Origin of the sequence: Stenotrophomonas sp. NPDC078853 (genome assembly GCF_044901215.1) — a bacterium.
In the GTDB taxonomy this organism is placed as follows: domain Bacteria; phylum Pseudomonadota; class Gammaproteobacteria; order Xanthomonadales; family Xanthomonadaceae; genus Stenotrophomonas; species Stenotrophomonas lacuserhaii.
Map to the genome: position 1 here is coordinate 111174 of NZ_JBJDOQ010000012.1, position 16944 is coordinate 128117.

Here is a 16944-nt window from a genome sequence, read left to right on the forward strand (position 1 = left end):
AGGCGCCCCGGGTTCGCCGGGGCGCCATGCTGTGGGCCTGGCGGTTAGGCCGCCGCGCCGTGCTGGAAGGTCTTGACCGCGCCACCGACGTCGATCAGATTGCCGCCGGTGCGCATCCATGCAAGGAAGCCGACCTGGCCCTTCTTGACGTACGCCGAGTCGTTGAAGCGGAACAGCGTCACCGCCATCACGTCGCGGATCTTGTAGTAGCTGAAGTCGCCGAACGCCAGTGACTTGGCAGCGGCCGCGGGGCTGGCCATGTGCTGGTTGATTTGAATATCGCGGTTGAGCAGACGATCCGGGGCACCGCCCGGGTTGCCCTGCTCATAGCCGGGAACGAAGATCGGACGGCCCGTGTCGTCCTTGACCTTGCGGATGATCTTCAGCGCGTTGTCGTGCATCATCCAGCGCGCCAGGTTGCGGTACGCCGGATCCACACTGTGCTCCAGCTCGACCAGGTCTTCGTAGGTGATCAGCGGCGCGGCAGCCACTGCGCCGATCTTGCCGACACCGGCTGCGGTCACGACGCCCATCGGCTGGCCGACACCACTGCCGACCGTGTAGTGGCGATTGGTAACCCGGCCCAGGCGGGACTGAAGGCGGCGCTCGATGAACCCGGAGATGTCAGCAGTGCTGTCCTGCAGAAGCTCCCACGGCACGGTGATGACCTTGGAGCTGTACTTGTACACCGGCAGCCCCTTGGTGCCGAAGCTCGCATCCTCGTCGGTCGCCGACTGGTTTTCGGAGACGATCTCGCCTTCTTCCGAGGTGCCGTCACTGGTGGGGTACTGCATCGGCTCGCCGCCGGCGGTGCTGAAGACGTCAGCCACCGGGCGCATGCCGCCGTACTCCTTCAGCGCTTCGAGGATGCTCGATGCGATGGTGGTCGGCACGGTATAGCCACCCTGTTCCGGATTCAGGTTCGGATTGCCGGACATCGCGCCGTTGACCTGCTTCCAGTCCTCGGCCGACAGCGCGTTGTCGCCGCCACGTGCCCAGCGGTCGAACAGCCGCATTTCGTTGGAGAGGGTCTTCCCACCCTTCGCAGCCGCGCCGGGCGGCTGCTCGCGCACCCCCGCATCGTGCATGGCCTCGTCGGCCGTCAGGTCCATGACCTTCTGGTGGCGCGCGATGGAGGCATCAATGCGCTCGATCTCCGCCACGTTGGTGTCGTACTTGGTCTGGTTGTCGGGGGTCCACGTGTTGCCGTCACCGGTACTGGTGTCCAGCAGGTTGCGGGTTTCCTTTGCCAGCGCGGTACGGCGCTCCCGCTCGGCCTGGATATTGAAGGGCATGAGGCATTTCCTTTGGTCGAAAAAAAACCGCCCTGTGGCGGCTTGGGGTTAGCTGCGTGCGGGAGTCGCTTACGCAGGGGCGCGCTCAAGCAGCGCCAAACGGCGCGACAAGGCACTCTGGTGAGCGGCGATGGCAACACCATCGTCCGCAGCGTGTGGCGGCTTCGCCAGCGCGGCCGGGGCGTTCTCGTAAGCGGACAGGTCCCAGCTATTGCTGGCCTTCTTCGTCGCCACTACCTCGATAACCCGATCAGCGAATCCGTGTTCCTTTGCTTCATCCGCAGTGAACCAGGTCTCGGCATCCATCCACTGGACGATTTCCTCCTGCTCCTTCCCGGTCCGGCGCGTGTAATCCGCCGCCAGACCGGTGTCGATCTTTGCCAGGAGCTCGCACGTCTTTGTCATATCGCTCTTGTTGCCAATAGCGATGGTCCACGCGTTGTGGATCATGAAGCCGGCGCCCTGGCTGATCTCCACCTCGTCGCAGGCCATGCAGATGCCGGTGGCCGCCGAGGCTGCAAGGCCATCCACATGCGCAATGACCGTTGCCTTGTGCTGCGCGATGGCCGTCATCATCGAGCGGGCCGCGAAGACGTCGCCGCCGGGAGAGTCGATCCGAAGGTGAATGATGTCGGCATCGATCCCGGCCATGGCTTGGGCGAACATCGTTTCATCAATGTCACCCCACCATCCTCCAATGACGCCATGGAGGTAGATCGTCGCTTCCCTGCCATCTTCCTCGGCACGGATGGGTTTGGACTTTCCGGCGTTATTCTTCGCCAGCTGGAGCAGCTTCGGGATCGGCATCGTCGGGTTCCTTCGGGGGTTCATTTTTACCGCCGGCCCCCGGTGAAGCGGGATCCTTCGGGCGATAGAGTTCGTCACCGCCAGCGACTGGCGGCAGGTTCTTCAGGCGGCGTACTTCGTTCACCTTCATCCAGCCTTGGGCACCTGGCCCGCCGAGGGCCTTGCCGAAGTATTCGCCCTGTGTTTTCGAGTCGCCGGCCATGAAACCATCGACGTTGTGTTCCACGAAGAAGCGCGAGGTACGGAACAGCTTTCGGTTCAATTCGTCGCGAATCCGCTTCAGGTGGCCGCCAAGGGTGTACTTCACGAACCCGATGCCCATCGCCTCGATGCCCGTGCCGAAGCTGCTCGCCTTGGTCGTCTCGCCGACCATGTGCGGCGGGACCCCGAATGCGCGGGCAATATCGATCACCTGCCACTGTCGGGATTCAAGCAGCTGCTGATCGACTGCGGACATAGTCAGCTCACTGATCTCCAGCCCTTCCGTCAGGATCAGCGGGATGCGGCGATTGCCCTGTGCGCCACCGTACTTCTTGACCCACGCATCGCGGAACGCGTCCTGGGCAGCGACGCCCATCTCTTTCGCGGCCTTGATCGCTACCTCGGGCTTTCCACCCTCCGAGAAGAACTTGCCCGCATGGTCGTCGCCCTGAATCGCAATGCCGATCCCGTTGCGAGCACCCCATTGAATGACCGACAGGCCATGTACGCCATTGAAGCCGAAGCCGGGGAAGTGCAGCACGTCATCCTGATCAACGGTGAAGTAACCCTCGTCGTCGTGGAACGTGTACTGCAGCCGCCGCGCCTCGCGCGGGCTGTTGCGCTTCTGCTCGAGGACCATGACCCGCTCAGTGGGCCAGGGGATCAATGCCGTCATCTGGCCAGCGCGATTGCGTTGAATGTAAGCGTAGCCGTCACCGCGGAGCAGCATCTGGCCGATCAGGAACTCCCACGCAGTAGCGCTGGTCCAGGCCGGTGCGAACTGCTCGTTCAACAGCCACCAGTAATCGTGATCCGCCTTGACCCGCACCTCCCCCTGACGCTCGTAGACCGGCAAAGGCAGCTGGGCTATCGCGCTGGCGATCAGGCTGACACAGCTGAAGACAGCCGAGACCCGCATCGAGGTTGCGGGACTTACCCTGGCACCAGCTGCAGTTGCGTGCTCGCCGAACACCTCGAGCATTCGCATGCTCGATGAAGGAACGGTTTCGCTCTCGGCCAGAGCCGTCACCGACCCCGACCCCGCCAGCGCGCGAACGCCGCGATCTACGCCCACGGTGATCGCTAGCCGGTTGCGTGCAATGTTTGCGCTCATCAGTCCATCACCACGAAGCCCTGTTGGATTTGACCCGGATCCTGCACCTGCATGGCGCGGCCCATAGCCGTGATCAGCGCTACTGCGCCATCGATCTTGCTCTCCTGCTTTTCCTTTCGCGGATAGACGTGTTCCTTGGCGTCTACGCGAGCAACCACGTTCCCGATCATCCAGGTCATGGCAGCGTTACCGTCGTGCCAGAGGCGACGTGAGAGAATCAGCGCCTCCACCTCCTTCATGGGTTCCGACAGGTTGCGCACCGACTGCGCCATCTCGACCACGGGCAACCCTTCCTGCTCGAGCCGAGTCATAAGGTATGCAGCCTGTGCCGGGTCGAAAGCGATGTCACGAACGTCGATTCCCTGCGCTGTCAGCTCCTTCAGATCCTCTTCGATGAAGGCGTAGTCGGTCATGTTGCCGGGCGTGGAGATCATCAGCCCGTCCAACACGAAGTGCTGGTACTTCTCGTTTTCCTCTACCGCTGACTCGGGCACGTAGAAGCGCGGAATGGCGTAGTAGCCGCCGTCCTTCTCGAAGAGCATGACGGCCGCAGCTACGTCCAGCTTCGACGCAAGATCGACACCGATCCAGCATGGACATCCAACGAAGTCGGCTATCTCGAACCTTCGCTTCTGCCGCTGCCACGCCAGCATGTTCATCCAAGCAAGCTTGGCGCCGACCCAGTCATTCAGATGCTTGGTACGGAACGCGCTTTGCTTGCTGGCTGAGCGCTTGGCTTGGGCCAGCTGGGAGAGCAGGAAGTCCTCAAATACAGAGACGCCGTAGTTGGGGTTGGCTTTACGAAGGCTCGCCGGGTCGTCCCAACGGTCCCCCTCGTCAATCCCGAAAATTGCCCCGAAGACTGCCTCGTCTACCACCTCCCCCTGTAGGATCCGGATGACGTCAGACCGGGTCTCGTAGCACGGCCCCGAGAGGTTCGTGCCGGCCGTGGTGATGATGCAGAGCAGGGGCTGCTCTCGCGCACCCATGCCTGTTTCCATGGCATCGACCATGTGGTCGTCGTCGTGTTCGTGGTATTCGTCTACCAAAGCGGCGTGAGGACTGGAGCCATCGCCTGGCTTGCCGATCATCGGCTCGAACTTGGACATGTCTTCCATGACGAACATGGGTCCAGGGTTCTTCGGATTTCCTGCTTGCTCAATCCCAAAGCGCGACCGCAGAGCGGCAAGCTTCTGGACCATCTGCCAAGCGGGGCGGAAGACCTCGTACGCCTGCTTTTCGCTGGTAGCGCCGGAATAGATTTCAGCGCCTGCCTCCCCGTCCGCACAGAACAGGTAAAGCCCTCGCGCGGCAAGCCGTAGGGACTTTCCGTTCTTGCGGGGTATTTCCTCGTACGCCTTGCGAAATCGCCGAAGCTTGGTCTTCTTGTGGACCCACCCGAACAGGTTGCACTCAATGAAGTGCTGCCAGGACTGGAACACCAGTGCCTGCCGTTGGGCCGCCCATTTACCCTTCGTGTGTGGCATCTTCTCCATGAAGCGCACAGCACGGTCCGCTTTGTCGGCGTCGTACTTGTAGGGCCAAGCCGGACCGGTACGCTTCAGGTCATCCAGAAACCTCTGGCAGGCCAGCTTGATGTATTGCCCGGCCGGGATCTTGCCGGCCACTACGCCTCGGGCGTAGGCCTTCGCTGATTCGGTCGGCGTCATACATCAGAACTCGTCGAATGGGTTGCCCTCCGGCGTCTTGTCTGTGCCGAGCTTCTGGCGGTCGGCGGGTGTCAGGCCCAGTCGGGCGAGGCATCCGATCAGATGTGAATACTTGGCAGCCTTGAACTCAGCCCGATTCTCGCGAAACTCCCACACCAGCGAAGCCGCTACCTCCATCACGAAGCGATCCGCACCGGTGAGAACACCAGGGAGAGCGTGCCGCTCGAGCTCCTTCCAGACCTCGGCCACTTCGGCCGGAAGATGATCCGGAACTTTGCCCAGTGGCTTGCCCGACTTCGGGGGCTCCTTCTTGTATCTCTGGGGGTTCTTCTTTGCCGCCCCTTTCAACTCGGCCAGTTCGGCCGGCTGCTTGTGCCGTGCCATGGCGGCCTACCTCGAAATTCAAATTCTGTGGAAACGACAGGAAAGGGGGGCGCGCGTATCGGCTGGGAGGGGGCCTAGACTTTTGCCCTCCCCACCCCCCTCGCGCGCACTTTCTGTGGATAACTCGCCTTCTCGTGGAACCGGGCGCCGCCCTCATGCGTTCCACGCCTCGCGCCCGAACCCTCCATTCTCGCGGGCCGTCTTCGCGCTGTGGCAGCTGCGGCACATGGACTGAAGGTTATGGTCGGCGTGATTGGCGTCGTTGCCGTCGATATGGTCCACCTCGGTCGCAGCGGTGATCCGCCCAGAAGCCGAACACGTTCGGCATAGCGGCTCATAAGCCAAGTGCACGGCGCGCATCTTGCGCCAGGCCGTCGAGTTCGTCGCGAGGGCGCGGCGATCCTGTCGGCGCTTCACCTGCCGCGGGTCTTCCTTGTATGGCTTCCAGCCCGCTGCGCGGTGCTGCTTGGGACGCGATGGCATCAGGCCACCGGGCCGACGAATCGGCGCCGCACCCTGATAATCAACCCGCGACGTATCCACGCCAGGACGCGCGCCTCGTGCGGCTCCTTTCCGGCAGGCCAGCATCCGATGACCACGGCTGCCATGTAGTAGCGAAGCCACCACCGGCGACGCACGGTATAGGTGAAGCTCATGTTTGCCATCAGAACCGCTCCTCTGCCCAGCCGCCGCCATCCTTTTTCTTGCGGCGCATTACGGCAACGAATGGATGCGGGAACAGCGACGCGGCGACCTTGATCTTTGCCCGGGCGTCGTCAAGCCAGTAGCCCTTGACCTCGTGCATCTCGAGCATCCCGCCCGGCAGCATCACCGCGAAGTCAGGGCTGTAAAACGTGTTGTCTGCCAAGCGAAACTTGTAGCCCTCGAAGCAGTACCAGGTGATTGCACCCGCGTGCAGAAGGGTCTTCAGGTGCTGCTCGTACTCCGCCTCAGTCTTGTTCATCTGGCCGGCTTTGAGGCGGCCCAGAGCGTATAGCCCCGCTTTGCTCGGTCGGTTGCCCATTTGCATCAAGGCCCCTGATTGATCTCACGCTCGACCGCCTGATAGCGATCTACGGCTTCGTCTCGCTCGGACTGGGCGAGCTCGCAGGCTCGTACAATTCGGCTCGCACTGAGCCTGCGTAGTCGGTTTTCTGCTGCAGCTTCTGCGACAGCGGCGGCACCGTCGGCCAAGCGGCCGGTCTCGCAACCGGCCCACTGGTGGCGCAGGCGGCCAAGCTCACTGTCACGCCCAGCAACAGCGGCAGTGACGCGCTCCTGATACTCCGCATCGATCCTGTCCTCGCGATGATTGGCCGCATCGGCGGCTTGCTGAACTGCTTCGACCTGGGCACGGTCAGTCGTCCGCGCTACCTGCTCGCCCTGCAGTGCGGCACCAACCACTTCTGCGCTACCGCGCACCTCGGCTATCTCGGCCCTGTCGCCTCGCCACGCCCAGCCAAGGCCAAACATGAGCGCAGACCAGCATACGAAGCGCAGGATGCGTCCCGTGGGGCCGGTCACGATTTCCCCTCGCACAGCGCGCGTTCGGAGGCACGGCGCCGGACCAGCCCCGGCAGCTGGCGGCCTCCGGCGTACGTCCAGCGGCTCAGCTCTTGGCAGAAGGGCTTCCCTTCATTCAACAGCCGAACGAGGGTCGAGCCACAGGCAGCGCTAGTGCCCACGTTATAGCCCCAGCTGAGGACGGCGGCCGCTTCTTGCCGGGAGACCGGCCGCGAGATGCACTTGTCGAGCTGCAATGCATGCGCGTAGAGACTGGCGCCCATGATGGACACGCACTCTTCGCGGCTGAACTGCGCCTTGAACCCAACCACTTCCTTATCGGTCTCGCCGACACAGGCCGTGGGGATTCCCACGGGATCGTTATAGCGCTGCTGCACTACCCCTTCATAGGTCATCACCACCGGCGTTGCCAGCAGTACCACTGCAAGGGCTGCGATCTTTCCCTTCATACCGGAGTCCTCTGGCGCAGCTCGCGGATCCAGCGCCAGCCGAGGTAGCTGATCTGGCCCACCAGGTAAATGATGGTCAGTACCACCACGACCGCGTCGAGGTTGGCACCGGCCGCCACTGCACCGGCGACGGTAACCGGGGGCGCAGCTTTCGCCGCAGCACTGCCCGCGGCGCTGATGATTTCGTCCTTCATGGAAGCCCCGTGGGTTGTCCGGTTGTGCATTTGCGCTCCGGCTCGTGATAGGCGCCCGTCCCGCTGCCGGCTAGGCATGAGATTCGATCCGGTCTGTGGACGGGCAAAGAAAAAGCCCCGGCCTTTGGGCCGGGGCTGCGTCTGGATGATGGGTAAATTAGAGGCGAAAGCGAGGACCTGCCAAATCCTCGTTACGCAGCCCTGCCGAGCGCCATCCGGAGCGCGTGCGCAGCGTCGGATTCCGCTTCGCGCAGACGCTCAAGCATCCACTCATAAACCGGGCGCCAGAACCGCCGGTAGGCTGATTGATCGCTTCCAATCGCCAATGCGCGCTGCCTACCGCTCATTGGCTCAATGCCGCTGCCGTCGCACCCGTCGCATTCCACGGCCCCGCCCCGGTGCGGGGTTGACCCCCTCCCCTCGCATTGGTTGCAGCAGCCTGCGTTGGCCAGCTCGGTAATGACCGCCCCGGCAAGGGTGCCCAGCTGCTCCATGGTGTTGTTCGGCCAGGACAGCGCGCGCGTCGCCTCCAGCTTCGCTTCCGCGCGCAGGAACTCCTTTCGCTGCATGTCCGTGACAGTGCCGCCACCCCACCCCATGCACGTCTTCGCGATTCCCAACTCGGTTCGGGCCTCTGCGAGAGCCTTTTGCTGGCGCGTGAACTCAGGCGCCATCAGCGCGATGACTGCCTGGCGCAACTGCTGCATCCGTCGCGCACCGCTTTCGGGCCACCACAGGGCCTCAAGCAGCTCGCGGCCCAGTCCCGCCGGCACCATGCCAAGCGCAGCTGCAATATCCTGATTGGTAAGGTCGGGCGTCCCGCCGCGGCCGGTGTCGAATTTGACGGTGGACGGCCCAAGCCGCGCCATCAGCTCACGTACGTTCCCCATGCCGATTCCCCTCTCGCTCTCGTCGTCTGATTTCTTGGCGCATCCTCTCGGCGCGCCGCTGTGTGGTAGCCGCTGCTCGCCGCCCGCTGGGGGATGCCCAGTGGCGGCGCCAGAGGTCGGTCGCAATCTCTTGCTGCAGGCGGTGAAGGCGGTGCAGCGCTCGGTCATCGATTCGAGTCAGGTCCATGCCGAGATCATGGGACCGCCCTGTCGCAGCGCGCGCGATTAAGCGCCAAGCCCCCTTGCCAGCGCGCGCCGATCTACCGCATGCCCCAGTGCAGCGCGCGCCTTGGCGTACTTCACACGAAGTCGCGCAGCGGTCGCCGGATCCAACTTCCCTAGCCTGCCTTCTTCGCTGTTGTCAGCGATGTCCGCCAGCTTCACTTTCAAGGCCAGCGGGTTCTGCCGGATCCGCTGGTAATAAGCAGCGTCGTCCACGCCGGGGACCCGCGTCAGGTCGAGCACCGCGTCGACGATTGCCCTGGGGAACAAGATCACCTTGGTGGCCAACCCCGGGCAGTCCTCGACCACGTCGTGCAGCCAGGCCACAGCCTCTGCCTCGTCGTCGCCCTCGACTGCCAGCGCAACACGCGCCACGTGCTCGATGTAGGGCCGTCCGCCCTTGTCCAGCTGGTCCGCGTGCGCTTCCCGTGCAAGGAACCACGCCTCGTTGACGAATGGGCACATGCTCACGCCGCCTGCTCCATCTGCTCCCAGTGGGTCGTCAGGCGTTCCACGCGTCCTCCCCGAGCCAAGAACTGATCGACCGTCTCAGTCACGCCCGGCTGTGGCGCAACCTTGACCGGCTTGGGTCGGGCTACCGTGTTGGCATCCACCCGGCGCTCGCGAGGCGCAGCCATCTGGGCGCGCAGTGCCTGGTGGCGCAGCCGGTCCCGCTCACGGCGCCGCCGATCACTCTCCTCACGTGACAGGCGCGGCCGTACCATCGCCTTGCCAGTACTCTGGAAGGTGGCTGTTTCGCGGTAGCCCAGCCTTTCGACATACCCACCATCGGCCAGGTAGCTCAGCGCCTTGTTGATCGCGTTCATGTTGTCTGCCGTATCCACGCCGGCATCTTGCAGTGCCTCGTAGAGAGCCGCGTATGTGTAGGCATGGTCCGGGCGATCCGCCAGTACAGCGCGCACCTGCTCGGCTATCGATATTTTCTGCTCGCTCACGCGGCGCTCCTGAGTTCGTTGATGTAGGTCTGTTGGGCAATCAGCTCGTCGTCGCTGCCGAACGCCGCGTGGAATTGCTTCGACCAGTGCAGCGGCGGGCCCCATACAGCGACCATCTGGGCTTGTGACATGTCCTCCCGCAGATACCTCTGGTGATGCCACTGACACAGGCCGTAGCCGAAGGAGTGCCCGCGGCGGATGTTCCCGCTCTTGGCGTGGTTGTATTCACACCCGTAGACGACGTGCCTTTGAGCCATCAGGCCGGCGGCGTAGCGCACCAAACAGGCCATGCACGGGCCGACCTTGGCCAACTCAATCCGGGCAGCCTCTTCCTTCGTCGGCGGCGGGGCTTTCGACCACATCAGCGCGCACTCCGCTCGGTCGTCACAGCGCGCGTCGGCACGCCATCCGGCAAAGGGCCGGCGTAACCGGTGATCGGGATCTGGCGGCAGCCATCACGCCAGACGGTCTGTCCACGCGAGGCGTACAGCACCAGAGGCTTCACCCCATAGCCATAGCCGAGATACCAACCCGCTTCGGACACCGGTTCCCGAACCGGGCGCAGCTCCAGCTCAATACGGCGCGGCGTCCTGCTCATGCCGCCGCCTTGGCGCTGGGTGCGCCCAGCAGCTCAGCCAGTTCGGCCAGCCGCGCGCGCGTACGGGCGCTAGCTTCCGGCGAAGGCTCCACGCGGCCAGCCAGGAGTGCGACCGGATTAAACGCAGGCGTGGCCGGCGACAATGCCAGGTGCTCGGCAACCTGCTCATGCGCCAGCTGCCCGGCGGCGACTGCGCGCTGCAGCACCGCGTCCCGGCCCGAGGCATCGAAGCCGATAGATGCGTGATGCACAGCCAGCTGGCCGGCAGCGCGCGCCTCCTTGGTCAGCCGGATGTAGACCTCGATAAAGGCCTGACGCGCAGCGATCTTGTCGCCTGCCTCGATCAGCGGCAGCGCAGCGGACCAGCTGTCGCGCGTCTGCTCGGTCCAGACCACCGTTGCCGACTCGTCCGCCGCACGGATTGCGTTGGCCCAGGCTTCGTTCGGCGCCGGATGCCCGTCGTCGATGCGCTCGAGGATCGCCGCCAGCGACAGGCGCCCCTTGAGTTCGCGGCGGCAGGAGGCCAGCGCCTTTTCCAGCGCCGGCAGCGGATAGCCGGCTAGGTCGGTCACCATGAAGGCCGCGGCAGTCGGGCGGATCTGGTCGCCGATTACCTCCGCCGTGGCCACCAGCAGCTCCACCAGCCTGTCCTGCTCATGATCAACCAGCATTGCGTGCCCTCCCCTTGGCCAGAATCGCCTTAGCCTCTGCCGCAGCACCCAGGTTCGACTGGGTCTGGTCCGCATGCTGCGCACTGGTGGCGGTCATCTGCCGGCCAGTCGCCCACTGGGTGCGGTAGGCCTCACAGCGCGCGAGCAGCAGGCCGAGATCGTGCATGCCCTGAACGACGTAGCGCTCGTTCACCGTCAGGAACCATGTGGCTACCTGCGGCGCCTCGGCGCGACCCAGTCGCTGGACGATCTGCTTCACGTTGGCGTTGACCTTGACGTTGCGTACCGGGGAAGCGCCGTAGCGGTCCCGGTAGGCCAGGGCGTAGGCAACCCATGTCGCCCTGCATGCCGCCTGCAGCTCGGTCTCCGATTCGACCACTGGCGGCGCGTCCGACAGGACCGCCGGAAATGACGGTTCATCTGATGGTTCAATGATGGTTATATGACGGTTAGGCGGCACGGGGCGCACCTCCAGACCTGCGCCCCGTGCCAGCCCCCCTGCAGCGGGCGCATCCCCGGGTGCATCGGGCGCACCCCCTGCACCGGGCGCATCCCCTGCGCCCGGTGCAGTACTCGACTTCGCAGCCTTTCGCTTGGCCTTCGTGCCCGCCGCGGACGCGTCGAACTTGGCCGGGGTCACCGAATACACGTTGCTGCTGTTGAATCGACGCTCACGGCTCAGCAGGCCCACAGCCTCCAGATGGTCCATCGCGGTGCGTACCGCGCGCTCTGACATGCAGCAGCGCTTGGCGATGGTCCCGATGGCCGGCCAGCAGACGCCGTCGTCGTTGGCTTGGTCAGCCAGCGAGATCAGTACTGCTTTCTGTGTGACGCTTAGCTGCTGGAGCGGCCAGCACTGGGACATGATGATTGTTGACATGGATCAGAGCGCCAAGTTGAAGGTTTCGCCGGGGGCAACGGGCCACCAGGTACAGGCGCTACGGCCGCTTACCTCGCATGGCTTCTTCGGTCCGCGCCAGACGGCACCCGCTTCCAGCAGCTCGGGCAGTCGGCGGGCGAGCATGTAGCGGTCGAGGGAGCTGCGCTTGGACAGCTCATTGCTCGTCAGGCCGGGATGAATCTTCACAGCCGCCGCGGTGCTGGCGTGCTGGGCAGCCTGTAGACCGCTGGCGACGAAGTGGCGCGCAGCCTCGTGACTGGTGCCTGGGTCAGTGGCGCGTGCGGGGTGCATGCTCATCGGCGGCGCCCCTTGCCCACAGCGCGCGCGATGTTGCGCTCGAGCCGGTGAGCCATCGTGCGCAGCGCCCGAACCTCGCTGACCATCAGCGATGCCTCTTCGCTGTCGATACGCTGGTCAGCCATTGCATGCACCGCCGTACCGGATAGGCGACCGACGCGGGAAGTGATCTCCAGCAGCTTCGTCTGGAGGGCGCCGATCTCGTCAGCCCAGCCACCTTCCGGCGCCGGCGGCACCACGTCCACGGCCATGCCGTGCTGGGCGGCCAGCGCCTGCAGCCACTCCAGGGCGTACTCGGCGCCGCCCGCATGTTTCTTGATCCATTCCGTCAGCAGCTCGGCAATCTCGATGGTCACTGACTCGCCCTCGCTCCCGTTGAGCTTGGCGCGCAGGGTCTCCGGATGGATTGATTTGCCGCGGCGGTCAGTCAGCCATTGGGCAGCCTCGTTCACGCCGCCCGGCGTCTTGCGTACAGCGTTGTAAAGGCAGTCGAGCCAGTTAAGCGAAGTGGTTCGGCAAGTCATGGGTCACCTTGGGCGGGACGATATTTCAGGGTTTCGGGGCTGGCCCAGCTGGCGCACCATCGGCGCCATGGAAATGAACAACTCAGGGACGATCACAGTCGTGTTGGAGGCGGTACGCTCACCGCTGCGGCAATCACGACCGCTTGGAGAAGCAAATGAATCACCACGGACCTATCGAACAGGACTTCAACACCACGTCGAACTCGACCCGAACCGAGATCAGGCTGCGAATTCGGGGCGATATCGAGGTAACGGTCGCACTGACCTACTCCGACGGTGCCTATTCGCAGAACGAGGCAAAGAAGGAAGCAATCAGCCGAGCCATCAACCTGCTCAACGGCTTGGATATCCCCTGAGTCGCCCAACCGTGGCCGGGGGGCTAAGCGCTCCTCGCCACGGTTGCTCGCAGTCGACAGGAGGGCGCTCAAGCAGCTTCCACCGGCACGATGCGATCTGCGTCGGGGTCAGCCGGCCTGCGAGGGGCGTCGTCGAGCTCGGCGCCATGACCGAGCAGCTTGAGCACTGCACCGACCAAGCTGTCCGGAACGCTGCCCTCTTCGGCCCAGGCTTCCAGCACTTCGGGCTCTATGCCCAGCACCTTCGCCAACGGCGCGTCGGTCTTGAAACCCAGCTTCGCCCGCAGCGCGCGCTTGTTCATTCGGCTGTCGATGAGCGCGGCCATGTCGGTCGCGCTCGAGTCGGCGCCGACCATGGGGAACAAATCTGGCCGGGTTGCTTTCGCTTGCCACTGACGGGCTTCCGGGAGCGGGTCGTCGTCTGCCCACTGGCAGACCGCCGAGGGCGTGACATTGAAGAACTTGGCCAAACCAGCATCGTTGGTGCCAAGGCAATCCCGCAGTGATCGTTTAGTGAGTTCCATTGCGCAAGTTTAGCGCGCTATACACTGACGTCAAGCCCACTAAACGCATAAATAGTTAAGCTCGCTAAATGTCTATGACCTTCTCTCAACGCATGGCTGCCGCTTTGGCGGAATCGCAGCTGACTGTTCGACGGCTGGCCGAGCTCGCTAAGACGAGCCCAGGTCAGGTGAGTCAGTGGCAGACGGAGGGCAAGGTACAGCCAGAGAACGTCAAGGCCGACGTGTTGGAACGGATATGCGCCGTGCTGCAGGTGCGGCCGCGATGGATGTTGTACGGCGAGGACCCGATGCGAGGCGCGGGCGATTACGTCTCACTGGTCGCAGAGAATGCGACACCTGCTGGATATGTTCGCCTTGGATTACTTGGATCGGGCGGAATGGGGGCGGCAGTGGAAAATCAGGACTTCCCGGAGGTGGTGCGAGAGATGCAGTTCTCCGAGCAGCATCTGAGATCGATATTCGGCTTCCTACCGAAGCCAGGGCGCATTGCGCTGATCACTGGACGAGGCCACAGCATGGAGCCTCTGATTAGCAACGGCGACGTCGTGATGGTGGACACGAGTGTTACCTACTACGAGGACGCAGGTCCGTACGTCATCAACTTAGGCGATGGGCAGCAGATCAAGACCCTGCAGAACCGCGGCGATGGCATCTACGTGATCTCGCTTAACGAGAAGGTGGGCGGGCCCGCATTTCGTGCGCCGCCAGACATGCTCATAGGCGGAAAAGTCTACGTGGTGCAGAAGTTCGTCATGGCGCACTAAGGGGAAAGCCTGTGGCGCTAATTCATTGTCCGGAATGCCAGAAGGAAATCAGCAGCCATGCGAAGGCGTGTCCTTCCTGTGGCTGCCCGATCACTGTGCCCCACCCTTTCGCCGCGGCGCCAAAGGGAAACGCTAAGCACTACGGTTGCGGGACGCTGATTGTCGGCGTTTTCATGCTGTGGGCTCTCGCATCATGCTGGAAGGTCGCGAACGCAGCACCGCTTCCATCCGTGTCAGATGTCTCGACAGAAGCGGATGGACCAGCGACCTTCCAGAAGGTGTTTGATGCCACGGGCATGAGCAAGGAAGCGATCTATGGCGCAGGGCGGCAGTGGATTGCGGAGAACTTCCGGTCCTCTAAGGCGGTCATCGAATACGAGGATGTTGCCGAGGGCGTCATCATTGGCCAGGCCAACATGCCGTACCCCTGTGCGAGCGCCATGGAGTGTTTGGGCAAGCCCGACTGGACCGTACGCTTCACTATGCGAATGGAAGCGCGCGAGGGCAGGTTCCGCCTCACCTTCACGAACGTGCGACTGCACTGGCCGGCAAAGGTTAACGCTGGCGTGGCCCAGCCCGAGTTCGAAGGCGCCGTGCGGCGCGAGCGGGATCTGGAGAAGATTCGCCCCAAGCTTGAAGCCTTCGGCGCAGGCATCCAGTCAAAGCTGGCCAATCGCGCCGCGTCAAACGAGTGGTAGTCCGCCCCTAAGAAAGCTCGTGGGCTGAACGTGTTTATCACCGTTTAGCTCTTTCGTTCGAGCACGTCGTTTAGCGTGCTTTACAACCTCAATGTTTAGTGCTCTAATCTTTCTGCGGCCATTGAGCTCCGATCCCGGAGCAGGCGACAGGAGATTGGATAGTGACCTCGCGCAAGCAGCGGCCTCTCTGGCCCCTCATCCTCAGCATCTACGCCATCGGCGCGCTCGCCGTGGGTGTCGGCATTGGCTTCGGCAAGCAGCTGTTCGGGAAGGCGTGCTGACTATGGCCGCCCTCAATATCTACGGCCGCCATTCGGTCACCGTCGAAGCCATGCCGCGGTCCAAAGCGGTCGTCGTTCGCTTCGGCGGCGGCAGCCTGCAGCTGACCAAGGAAGAATCGGCTCGACTCTCCTTGGACCTCCAGCGCGCGAACGACCAGCTAGGCATGGCCGACGCTACCGCAGCCCAGTACACCAACGCGCTGAACCAGAAGGCCGTCGCATGAGCGCCCTCCTCCTGCAGCTCCCCACCCGTGCTCAGCGCGCGGCAGGCGCCGCCAGTGCAGTCGCGCAGGCCGCTGTTCGTATGGGGCTCTTCGCTGACCAAGTCGCCGCCGCAGCGGACATCGCGGCTCACGGCGTGCTGATCGGCCGCAAGAGCGCAGCGCGCGCCATCACTGACACGAAGAAGGCACTGCAGCTGTCCAAGCGCGCGACCGGAGGTAACGCCGCATGAGCTTCTTCAAGACCAACGATCCGGCTGTCTTGGAAGCCTGGCATGCAGAGAAGGCTGCCAAGGCGGAACTGCAGGCGGAGATCGATACCTTCGCGCAGCGCTTCGGCGGCGAGGGCCTGATGTACGCGGACCCGCCCGTGCTCGCCGGCATCAAGTTCCGTCCCGCCATGCCCCGCGACCTGTGGCGAGCTCCCGACAACAACGGCCTGCAGGTTCCGCGTAGCAGCCCGCTCAAGGGTGCCACGGCTGAAACCAAGGCCGCCATCAAGGCTCTGCAGGGCGAGTGGGCCGAGCACCTGCCCTCGCGAAAGATCGACACGAACGGCGTGTACCGCGCTCTGGGCTTCGACAACAGCCTGGACTTCTTCATCGAGGGCCTGACGATGTTCATGCACGACGGCTTCCTTTACGCCAGCACGCGCAAAGCCATGCCCTCCATGACGGAGATCCTCGGCAGCGAATACAGCGCCGCAGAGGCCGGGCGTCGCACGACTGGTGCCGCCGCATGAGCTCCCGCCGCAAAGCGATGAATGCCGCCCATGTGCGGTGGCTGGCCAAGATGTGTGAAACCCACATGCGAGAGGCAGATCGCTGTCGGAAGGATGCGATGCCGGGTGCAGCAGCTAACTACGACACCTATGCGGACGCGATTTCGCGTCAGGCGTTTGAGATGGCCAACGGCGCGAGCGCGGGAAGTGCGCCATGACCGAGCACGACTTCATCGCCGCCATGCAGACCGGCCTGCCGCCGCTGCCCTCCCCGGCTCCCCTAGGGCCTGCTCTGCTGCTCAAGGGCAACGCCGGTATCGCCATCCACCACCCGGACGCCGTCGGCGTCGAACAGGACCAGCCGTGAACCACATCACCGTGCCCACCTACTGCGCTGTGACCGCCGCCTTCCTCTTGGCGCTGCTGCTGCGCGCCGTCTGGACCAGCGCGCACACCTTCACCGCGGTCTTCCTTGTCGCCTTCCTGTTCTTCGCCTGGCGCACCTACGCCGAGACCCGCAAGAACTGGCCGGCCTTCAAGGCGGAGATGCGCCGCCGGCGGGAATCGCGCCGCCGCGACGCCCAGCAGAAGCGCTTCCGCTACACCGATACCCACTGAATCCGCCCGCTCGGCCATGCCGAGCCCCGCGCCGGCCGGGTTCCACAAAGCCGGGCTTTTCATT

General features: G+C 63.9%; 30 protein-coding genes. 9 read left to right on the top strand and 21 right to left on the bottom strand.

Annotated elements, in window-relative coordinates; genetic code table 11:
- Nucleotides 1-44 precede the first annotated feature (44 nt).
- The 20 genes from ACI2JH_RS13335 to ACI2JH_RS13430 form a co-directional block, all read right to left on the bottom strand.
- The gene (locus tag ACI2JH_RS13335) at nucleotides 45-1295 is read right to left on the bottom strand and encodes a phage major capsid protein (protein WP_404736431.1); all 1251 of its coding nucleotides are present in this window, start codon (nucleotides 1293-1295) and stop codon (nucleotides 45-47) included.
- A gap of 69 nt (nucleotides 1296-1364) precedes the next feature.
- Complete coding sequence (locus ACI2JH_RS13340; RefSeq protein ID WP_404736432.1) at nucleotides 1365-2102, bottom strand: head maturation protease, ClpP-related; 738 nt, start codon at nucleotides 2100-2102, stop codon at nucleotides 1365-1367.
- A complete protein-coding gene (locus ACI2JH_RS13345; RefSeq protein ID WP_404736433.1) occupies nucleotides 2065-3417 on the bottom strand; it encodes a phage portal protein in 1353 nt (450 codons plus the stop codon). The genes ACI2JH_RS13340 and ACI2JH_RS13345 overlap by 38 nt, the downstream gene beginning before the upstream one ends.
- Nucleotides 3417-5087 carry a terminase large subunit gene (locus ACI2JH_RS13350; protein ID WP_404736434.1) on the bottom strand — a complete coding sequence of 557 codons (1671 nt, stop codon included), beginning with the start codon at nucleotides 5085-5087 and terminating at the stop codon, nucleotides 3417-3419. The genes ACI2JH_RS13345 and ACI2JH_RS13350 overlap by 1 nt, the downstream gene beginning before the upstream one ends.
- A 3-nt stretch (nucleotides 5088-5090) precedes the next feature.
- On the bottom strand, nucleotides 5091-5471 hold the full coding sequence (locus ACI2JH_RS13355; protein WP_404736435.1) for a hypothetical protein: 381 nt from the start codon (nucleotides 5469-5471) through the stop codon (nucleotides 5091-5093).
- A 153-nt stretch (nucleotides 5472-5624) separates the two neighbouring features.
- Nucleotides 5625-5954: an HNH endonuclease signature motif containing protein gene (locus tag ACI2JH_RS13360; protein ID WP_404736436.1), complete on the bottom strand. Its 330-nt coding sequence runs from the start codon at nucleotides 5952-5954 to the stop codon at nucleotides 5625-5627.
- Entirely contained in the window at nucleotides 5954-6136 is a 183-nt protein-coding gene (locus tag ACI2JH_RS13365) for a hypothetical protein (protein WP_404736437.1), read from the bottom strand. The genes ACI2JH_RS13360 and ACI2JH_RS13365 overlap by 1 nt, the downstream gene beginning before the upstream one ends.
- Nucleotides 6136-6435, bottom strand: coding sequence for a DUF1064 domain-containing protein (locus ACI2JH_RS13370; RefSeq protein WP_404736438.1), 300 nt, complete (start codon nucleotides 6433-6435; stop codon nucleotides 6136-6138). Before ACI2JH_RS13370 ends, ACI2JH_RS13365 begins: the two co-directional genes overlap by 1 nt.
- A gap of 65 nt (nucleotides 6436-6500) precedes the next feature.
- Complete coding sequence (locus tag ACI2JH_RS13375; RefSeq protein WP_404736439.1) at nucleotides 6501-6995, bottom strand: hypothetical protein; 495 nt, start codon at nucleotides 6993-6995, stop codon at nucleotides 6501-6503.
- A complete protein-coding gene (locus ACI2JH_RS13380) occupies nucleotides 6992-7444 on the bottom strand; it encodes a lysozyme (protein WP_404736440.1) in 453 nt (150 codons plus the stop codon). The genes ACI2JH_RS13375 and ACI2JH_RS13380 overlap by 4 nt, the downstream gene beginning before the upstream one ends.
- Complete coding sequence (locus tag ACI2JH_RS13385; protein ID WP_404736441.1) at nucleotides 7441-7638, bottom strand: hypothetical protein; 198 nt, start codon at nucleotides 7636-7638, stop codon at nucleotides 7441-7443. Before ACI2JH_RS13385 ends, ACI2JH_RS13380 begins: the two co-directional genes overlap by 4 nt.
- A gap of 191 nt (nucleotides 7639-7829) precedes the next feature.
- Nucleotides 7830-8528: a hypothetical protein gene (locus ACI2JH_RS13390; protein ID WP_404736442.1), complete on the bottom strand. Its 699-nt coding sequence runs from the start codon at nucleotides 8526-8528 to the stop codon at nucleotides 7830-7832.
- A 225-nt stretch (nucleotides 8529-8753) separates the two neighbouring features.
- Nucleotides 8754-9215 (bottom strand): HD domain-containing protein, encoded by a 462-nt coding sequence (locus ACI2JH_RS13395; protein WP_404736475.1) that lies wholly within the window; start codon nucleotides 9213-9215, stop codon nucleotides 8754-8756.
- Nucleotides 9216-9217: 2 nt separating this feature from the next.
- Nucleotides 9218-9706: a hypothetical protein gene (locus ACI2JH_RS13400; RefSeq protein ID WP_404736443.1), complete on the bottom strand. Its 489-nt coding sequence runs from the start codon at nucleotides 9704-9706 to the stop codon at nucleotides 9218-9220.
- A complete protein-coding gene (locus ACI2JH_RS13405) occupies nucleotides 9703-10068 on the bottom strand; it encodes a Ref family recombination enhancement nuclease (protein ID WP_404736444.1) in 366 nt (121 codons plus the stop codon). The genes ACI2JH_RS13400 and ACI2JH_RS13405 overlap by 4 nt, the downstream gene beginning before the upstream one ends.
- A complete protein-coding gene (locus tag ACI2JH_RS13410; RefSeq protein ID WP_404736445.1) occupies nucleotides 10068-10304 on the bottom strand; it encodes a hypothetical protein in 237 nt (78 codons plus the stop codon). The genes ACI2JH_RS13405 and ACI2JH_RS13410 overlap by 1 nt, the downstream gene beginning before the upstream one ends.
- A complete protein-coding gene (locus tag ACI2JH_RS13415) occupies nucleotides 10301-10945 on the bottom strand; it encodes a hypothetical protein (protein WP_404736446.1) in 645 nt (214 codons plus the stop codon). The genes ACI2JH_RS13410 and ACI2JH_RS13415 overlap by 4 nt, the downstream gene beginning before the upstream one ends.
- A 19-nt stretch (nucleotides 10946-10964) precedes the next feature.
- Nucleotides 10965-11855 (bottom strand): helix-turn-helix domain-containing protein, encoded by an 891-nt coding sequence (locus ACI2JH_RS13420; protein ID WP_404736447.1) that lies wholly within the window; start codon nucleotides 11853-11855, stop codon nucleotides 10965-10967.
- A 3-nt stretch (nucleotides 11856-11858) separates the two neighbouring features.
- Nucleotides 11859-12173, bottom strand: a complete 315-nt coding sequence (locus tag ACI2JH_RS13425; protein ID WP_404736448.1) for a winged helix-turn-helix domain-containing protein — start codon at nucleotides 12171-12173, stop codon at nucleotides 11859-11861.
- Nucleotides 12170-12697 carry a phage regulatory CII family protein gene (locus ACI2JH_RS13430; protein WP_404736449.1) on the bottom strand — a complete coding sequence of 176 codons (528 nt, stop codon included), beginning with the start codon at nucleotides 12695-12697 and terminating at the stop codon, nucleotides 12170-12172. The genes ACI2JH_RS13425 and ACI2JH_RS13430 overlap by 4 nt, the downstream gene beginning before the upstream one ends.
- Before the next feature lie 155 nt (nucleotides 12698-12852).
- On the opposite strand from ACI2JH_RS13430, the gene ACI2JH_RS13435 reads away from it, so the two are divergent.
- Nucleotides 12853-13053 (top strand): hypothetical protein, encoded by a 201-nt coding sequence (locus ACI2JH_RS13435; RefSeq protein WP_404736450.1) that lies wholly within the window; start codon nucleotides 12853-12855, stop codon nucleotides 13051-13053.
- Between the two features lie 68 nt (nucleotides 13054-13121).
- On the opposite strand, the gene ACI2JH_RS13440 is transcribed toward ACI2JH_RS13435, so the two are convergent.
- Nucleotides 13122-13577 carry a hypothetical protein gene (locus ACI2JH_RS13440; RefSeq protein WP_404736451.1) on the bottom strand — a complete coding sequence of 152 codons (456 nt, stop codon included), beginning with the start codon at nucleotides 13575-13577 and terminating at the stop codon, nucleotides 13122-13124.
- 68 nt (nucleotides 13578-13645) lie between these two features.
- Between ACI2JH_RS13440 and ACI2JH_RS13445 the strand changes: the two genes are divergently transcribed.
- The 8 genes from ACI2JH_RS13445 (at nucleotide 13646) to ACI2JH_RS13480 (ending at nucleotide 16880) form a co-directional block, all read left to right on the top strand.
- Nucleotides 13646-14341 carry an XRE family transcriptional regulator gene (locus ACI2JH_RS13445; protein ID WP_404736452.1) on the top strand — a complete coding sequence of 232 codons (696 nt, stop codon included), beginning with the start codon at nucleotides 13646-13648 and terminating at the stop codon, nucleotides 14339-14341.
- Between the two features lie 173 nt (nucleotides 14342-14514).
- Entirely contained in the window at nucleotides 14515-15039 is a 525-nt protein-coding gene (locus tag ACI2JH_RS13450) for a DUF4468 domain-containing protein (RefSeq protein WP_404736453.1), read from the top strand.
- 283 nt (nucleotides 15040-15322) lie between these two features.
- The gene (locus ACI2JH_RS13455; protein WP_404736454.1) at nucleotides 15323-15544 is read left to right on the top strand and encodes a hypothetical protein; all 222 of its coding nucleotides are present in this window, start codon (nucleotides 15323-15325) and stop codon (nucleotides 15542-15544) included.
- The gene (locus ACI2JH_RS13460) at nucleotides 15541-15774 is read left to right on the top strand and encodes a hypothetical protein (protein WP_404736455.1); all 234 of its coding nucleotides are present in this window, start codon (nucleotides 15541-15543) and stop codon (nucleotides 15772-15774) included. The genes ACI2JH_RS13455 and ACI2JH_RS13460 overlap by 4 nt, the downstream gene beginning before the upstream one ends.
- Nucleotides 15771-16283 (top strand): hypothetical protein, encoded by a 513-nt coding sequence (locus tag ACI2JH_RS13465; RefSeq protein ID WP_404736456.1) that lies wholly within the window; start codon nucleotides 15771-15773, stop codon nucleotides 16281-16283. Before ACI2JH_RS13460 ends, ACI2JH_RS13465 begins: the two co-directional genes overlap by 4 nt.
- Nucleotides 16280-16480 (top strand): hypothetical protein, encoded by a 201-nt coding sequence (locus tag ACI2JH_RS13470; protein WP_404736457.1) that lies wholly within the window; start codon nucleotides 16280-16282, stop codon nucleotides 16478-16480. The genes ACI2JH_RS13465 and ACI2JH_RS13470 overlap by 4 nt, the downstream gene beginning before the upstream one ends.
- Complete coding sequence (locus tag ACI2JH_RS13475) at nucleotides 16477-16629, top strand: hypothetical protein (protein ID WP_404736458.1); 153 nt, start codon at nucleotides 16477-16479, stop codon at nucleotides 16627-16629. The genes ACI2JH_RS13470 and ACI2JH_RS13475 overlap by 4 nt, the downstream gene beginning before the upstream one ends.
- Complete coding sequence (locus ACI2JH_RS13480; RefSeq protein ID WP_404736459.1) at nucleotides 16626-16880, top strand: hypothetical protein; 255 nt, start codon at nucleotides 16626-16628, stop codon at nucleotides 16878-16880. The genes ACI2JH_RS13475 and ACI2JH_RS13480 overlap by 4 nt, the downstream gene beginning before the upstream one ends.
- Nucleotides 16881-16944 lie beyond the last annotated feature (64 nt).

What these genes read in the sequence shown, in the direction of transcription:
- ACI2JH_RS13335 (WP_404736431.1), bottom strand. Translation starts at nt 1,295, where the DNA reads ATGCCCTTCAATATCCAGGCCGAGCGGGAGCGCCGTACCGCGCTGGCA.
- ACI2JH_RS13340 (WP_404736432.1), bottom strand. Translation starts at nt 2,102, where the DNA reads ATGCCGATCCCGAAGCTGCTCCAGCTGGCGAAGAATAACGCCGGAAAG.
- ACI2JH_RS13345 (WP_404736433.1), bottom strand. Translation starts at nt 3,417, where the DNA reads ATGAGCGCAAACATTGCACGCAACCGGCTAGCGATCACCGTGGGCGTA.
- ACI2JH_RS13350 (WP_404736434.1), bottom strand. Translation starts at nt 5,087, where the DNA reads ATGACGCCGACCGAATCAGCGAAGGCCTACGCCCGAGGCGTAGTGGCC.
- ACI2JH_RS13355 (WP_404736435.1), bottom strand. Translation starts at nt 5,471, where the DNA reads ATGGCACGGCACAAGCAGCCGGCCGAACTGGCCGAGTTGAAAGGGGCG.
- ACI2JH_RS13360 (WP_404736436.1), bottom strand. Translation starts at nt 5,954, where the DNA reads ATGCCATCGCGTCCCAAGCAGCACCGCGCAGCGGGCTGGAAGCCATAC.
- ACI2JH_RS13365 (WP_404736437.1), bottom strand. Translation starts at nt 6,136, where the DNA reads ATGGCAAACATGAGCTTCACCTATACCGTGCGTCGCCGGTGGTGGCTT.
- ACI2JH_RS13370 (WP_404736438.1), bottom strand. Translation starts at nt 6,435, where the DNA reads ATGAACAAGACTGAGGCGGAGTACGAGCAGCACCTGAAGACCCTTCTG.
- ACI2JH_RS13380 (WP_404736440.1), bottom strand. Translation starts at nt 7,444, where the DNA reads ATGAAGGGAAAGATCGCAGCCCTTGCAGTGGTACTGCTGGCAACGCCG.
- ACI2JH_RS13385 (WP_404736441.1), bottom strand. Translation starts at nt 7,638, where the DNA reads ATGAAGGACGAAATCATCAGCGCCGCGGGCAGTGCTGCGGCGAAAGCT.
- ACI2JH_RS13390 (WP_404736442.1), bottom strand. Translation starts at nt 8,528, where the DNA reads ATGGGGAACGTACGTGAGCTGATGGCGCGGCTTGGGCCGTCCACCGTC.
- ACI2JH_RS13395 (WP_404736475.1), bottom strand. Translation starts at nt 9,215, where the DNA reads ATGTGCCCATTCGTCAACGAGGCGTGGTTCCTTGCACGGGAAGCGCAC.
- ACI2JH_RS13405 (WP_404736444.1), bottom strand. Translation starts at nt 10,068, where the DNA reads ATGTGGTCGAAAGCCCCGCCGCCGACGAAGGAAGAGGCTGCCCGGATT.
- ACI2JH_RS13410 (WP_404736445.1), bottom strand. Translation starts at nt 10,304, where the DNA reads ATGAGCAGGACGCCGCGCCGTATTGAGCTGGAGCTGCGCCCGGTTCGG.
- ACI2JH_RS13420 (WP_404736447.1), bottom strand. Translation starts at nt 11,855, where the DNA reads ATGTCAACAATCATCATGTCCCAGTGCTGGCCGCTCCAGCAGCTAAGC.
- ACI2JH_RS13425 (WP_404736448.1), bottom strand. Translation starts at nt 12,173, where the DNA reads ATGAGCATGCACCCCGCACGCGCCACTGACCCAGGCACCAGTCACGAG.
- ACI2JH_RS13430 (WP_404736449.1), bottom strand. Translation starts at nt 12,697, where the DNA reads ATGACTTGCCGAACCACTTCGCTTAACTGGCTCGACTGCCTTTACAAC.
- ACI2JH_RS13435 (WP_404736450.1), top strand. Translation starts at nt 12,853, where the DNA reads ATGAATCACCACGGACCTATCGAACAGGACTTCAACACCACGTCGAAC.
- ACI2JH_RS13440 (WP_404736451.1), bottom strand. Translation starts at nt 13,577, where the DNA reads ATGGAACTCACTAAACGATCACTGCGGGATTGCCTTGGCACCAACGAT.
- ACI2JH_RS13445 (WP_404736452.1), top strand. Translation starts at nt 13,646, where the DNA reads ATGTCTATGACCTTCTCTCAACGCATGGCTGCCGCTTTGGCGGAATCG.
- ACI2JH_RS13450 (WP_404736453.1), top strand. Translation starts at nt 14,515, where the DNA reads ATGCTGTGGGCTCTCGCATCATGCTGGAAGGTCGCGAACGCAGCACCG.
- ACI2JH_RS13455 (WP_404736454.1), top strand. Translation starts at nt 15,323, where the DNA reads ATGGCCGCCCTCAATATCTACGGCCGCCATTCGGTCACCGTCGAAGCC.
- ACI2JH_RS13460 (WP_404736455.1), top strand. Translation starts at nt 15,541, where the DNA reads ATGAGCGCCCTCCTCCTGCAGCTCCCCACCCGTGCTCAGCGCGCGGCA.
- ACI2JH_RS13465 (WP_404736456.1), top strand. Translation starts at nt 15,771, where the DNA reads ATGAGCTTCTTCAAGACCAACGATCCGGCTGTCTTGGAAGCCTGGCAT.
- ACI2JH_RS13470 (WP_404736457.1), top strand. Translation starts at nt 16,280, where the DNA reads ATGAGCTCCCGCCGCAAAGCGATGAATGCCGCCCATGTGCGGTGGCTG.
- ACI2JH_RS13475 (WP_404736458.1), top strand. Translation starts at nt 16,477, where the DNA reads ATGACCGAGCACGACTTCATCGCCGCCATGCAGACCGGCCTGCCGCCG.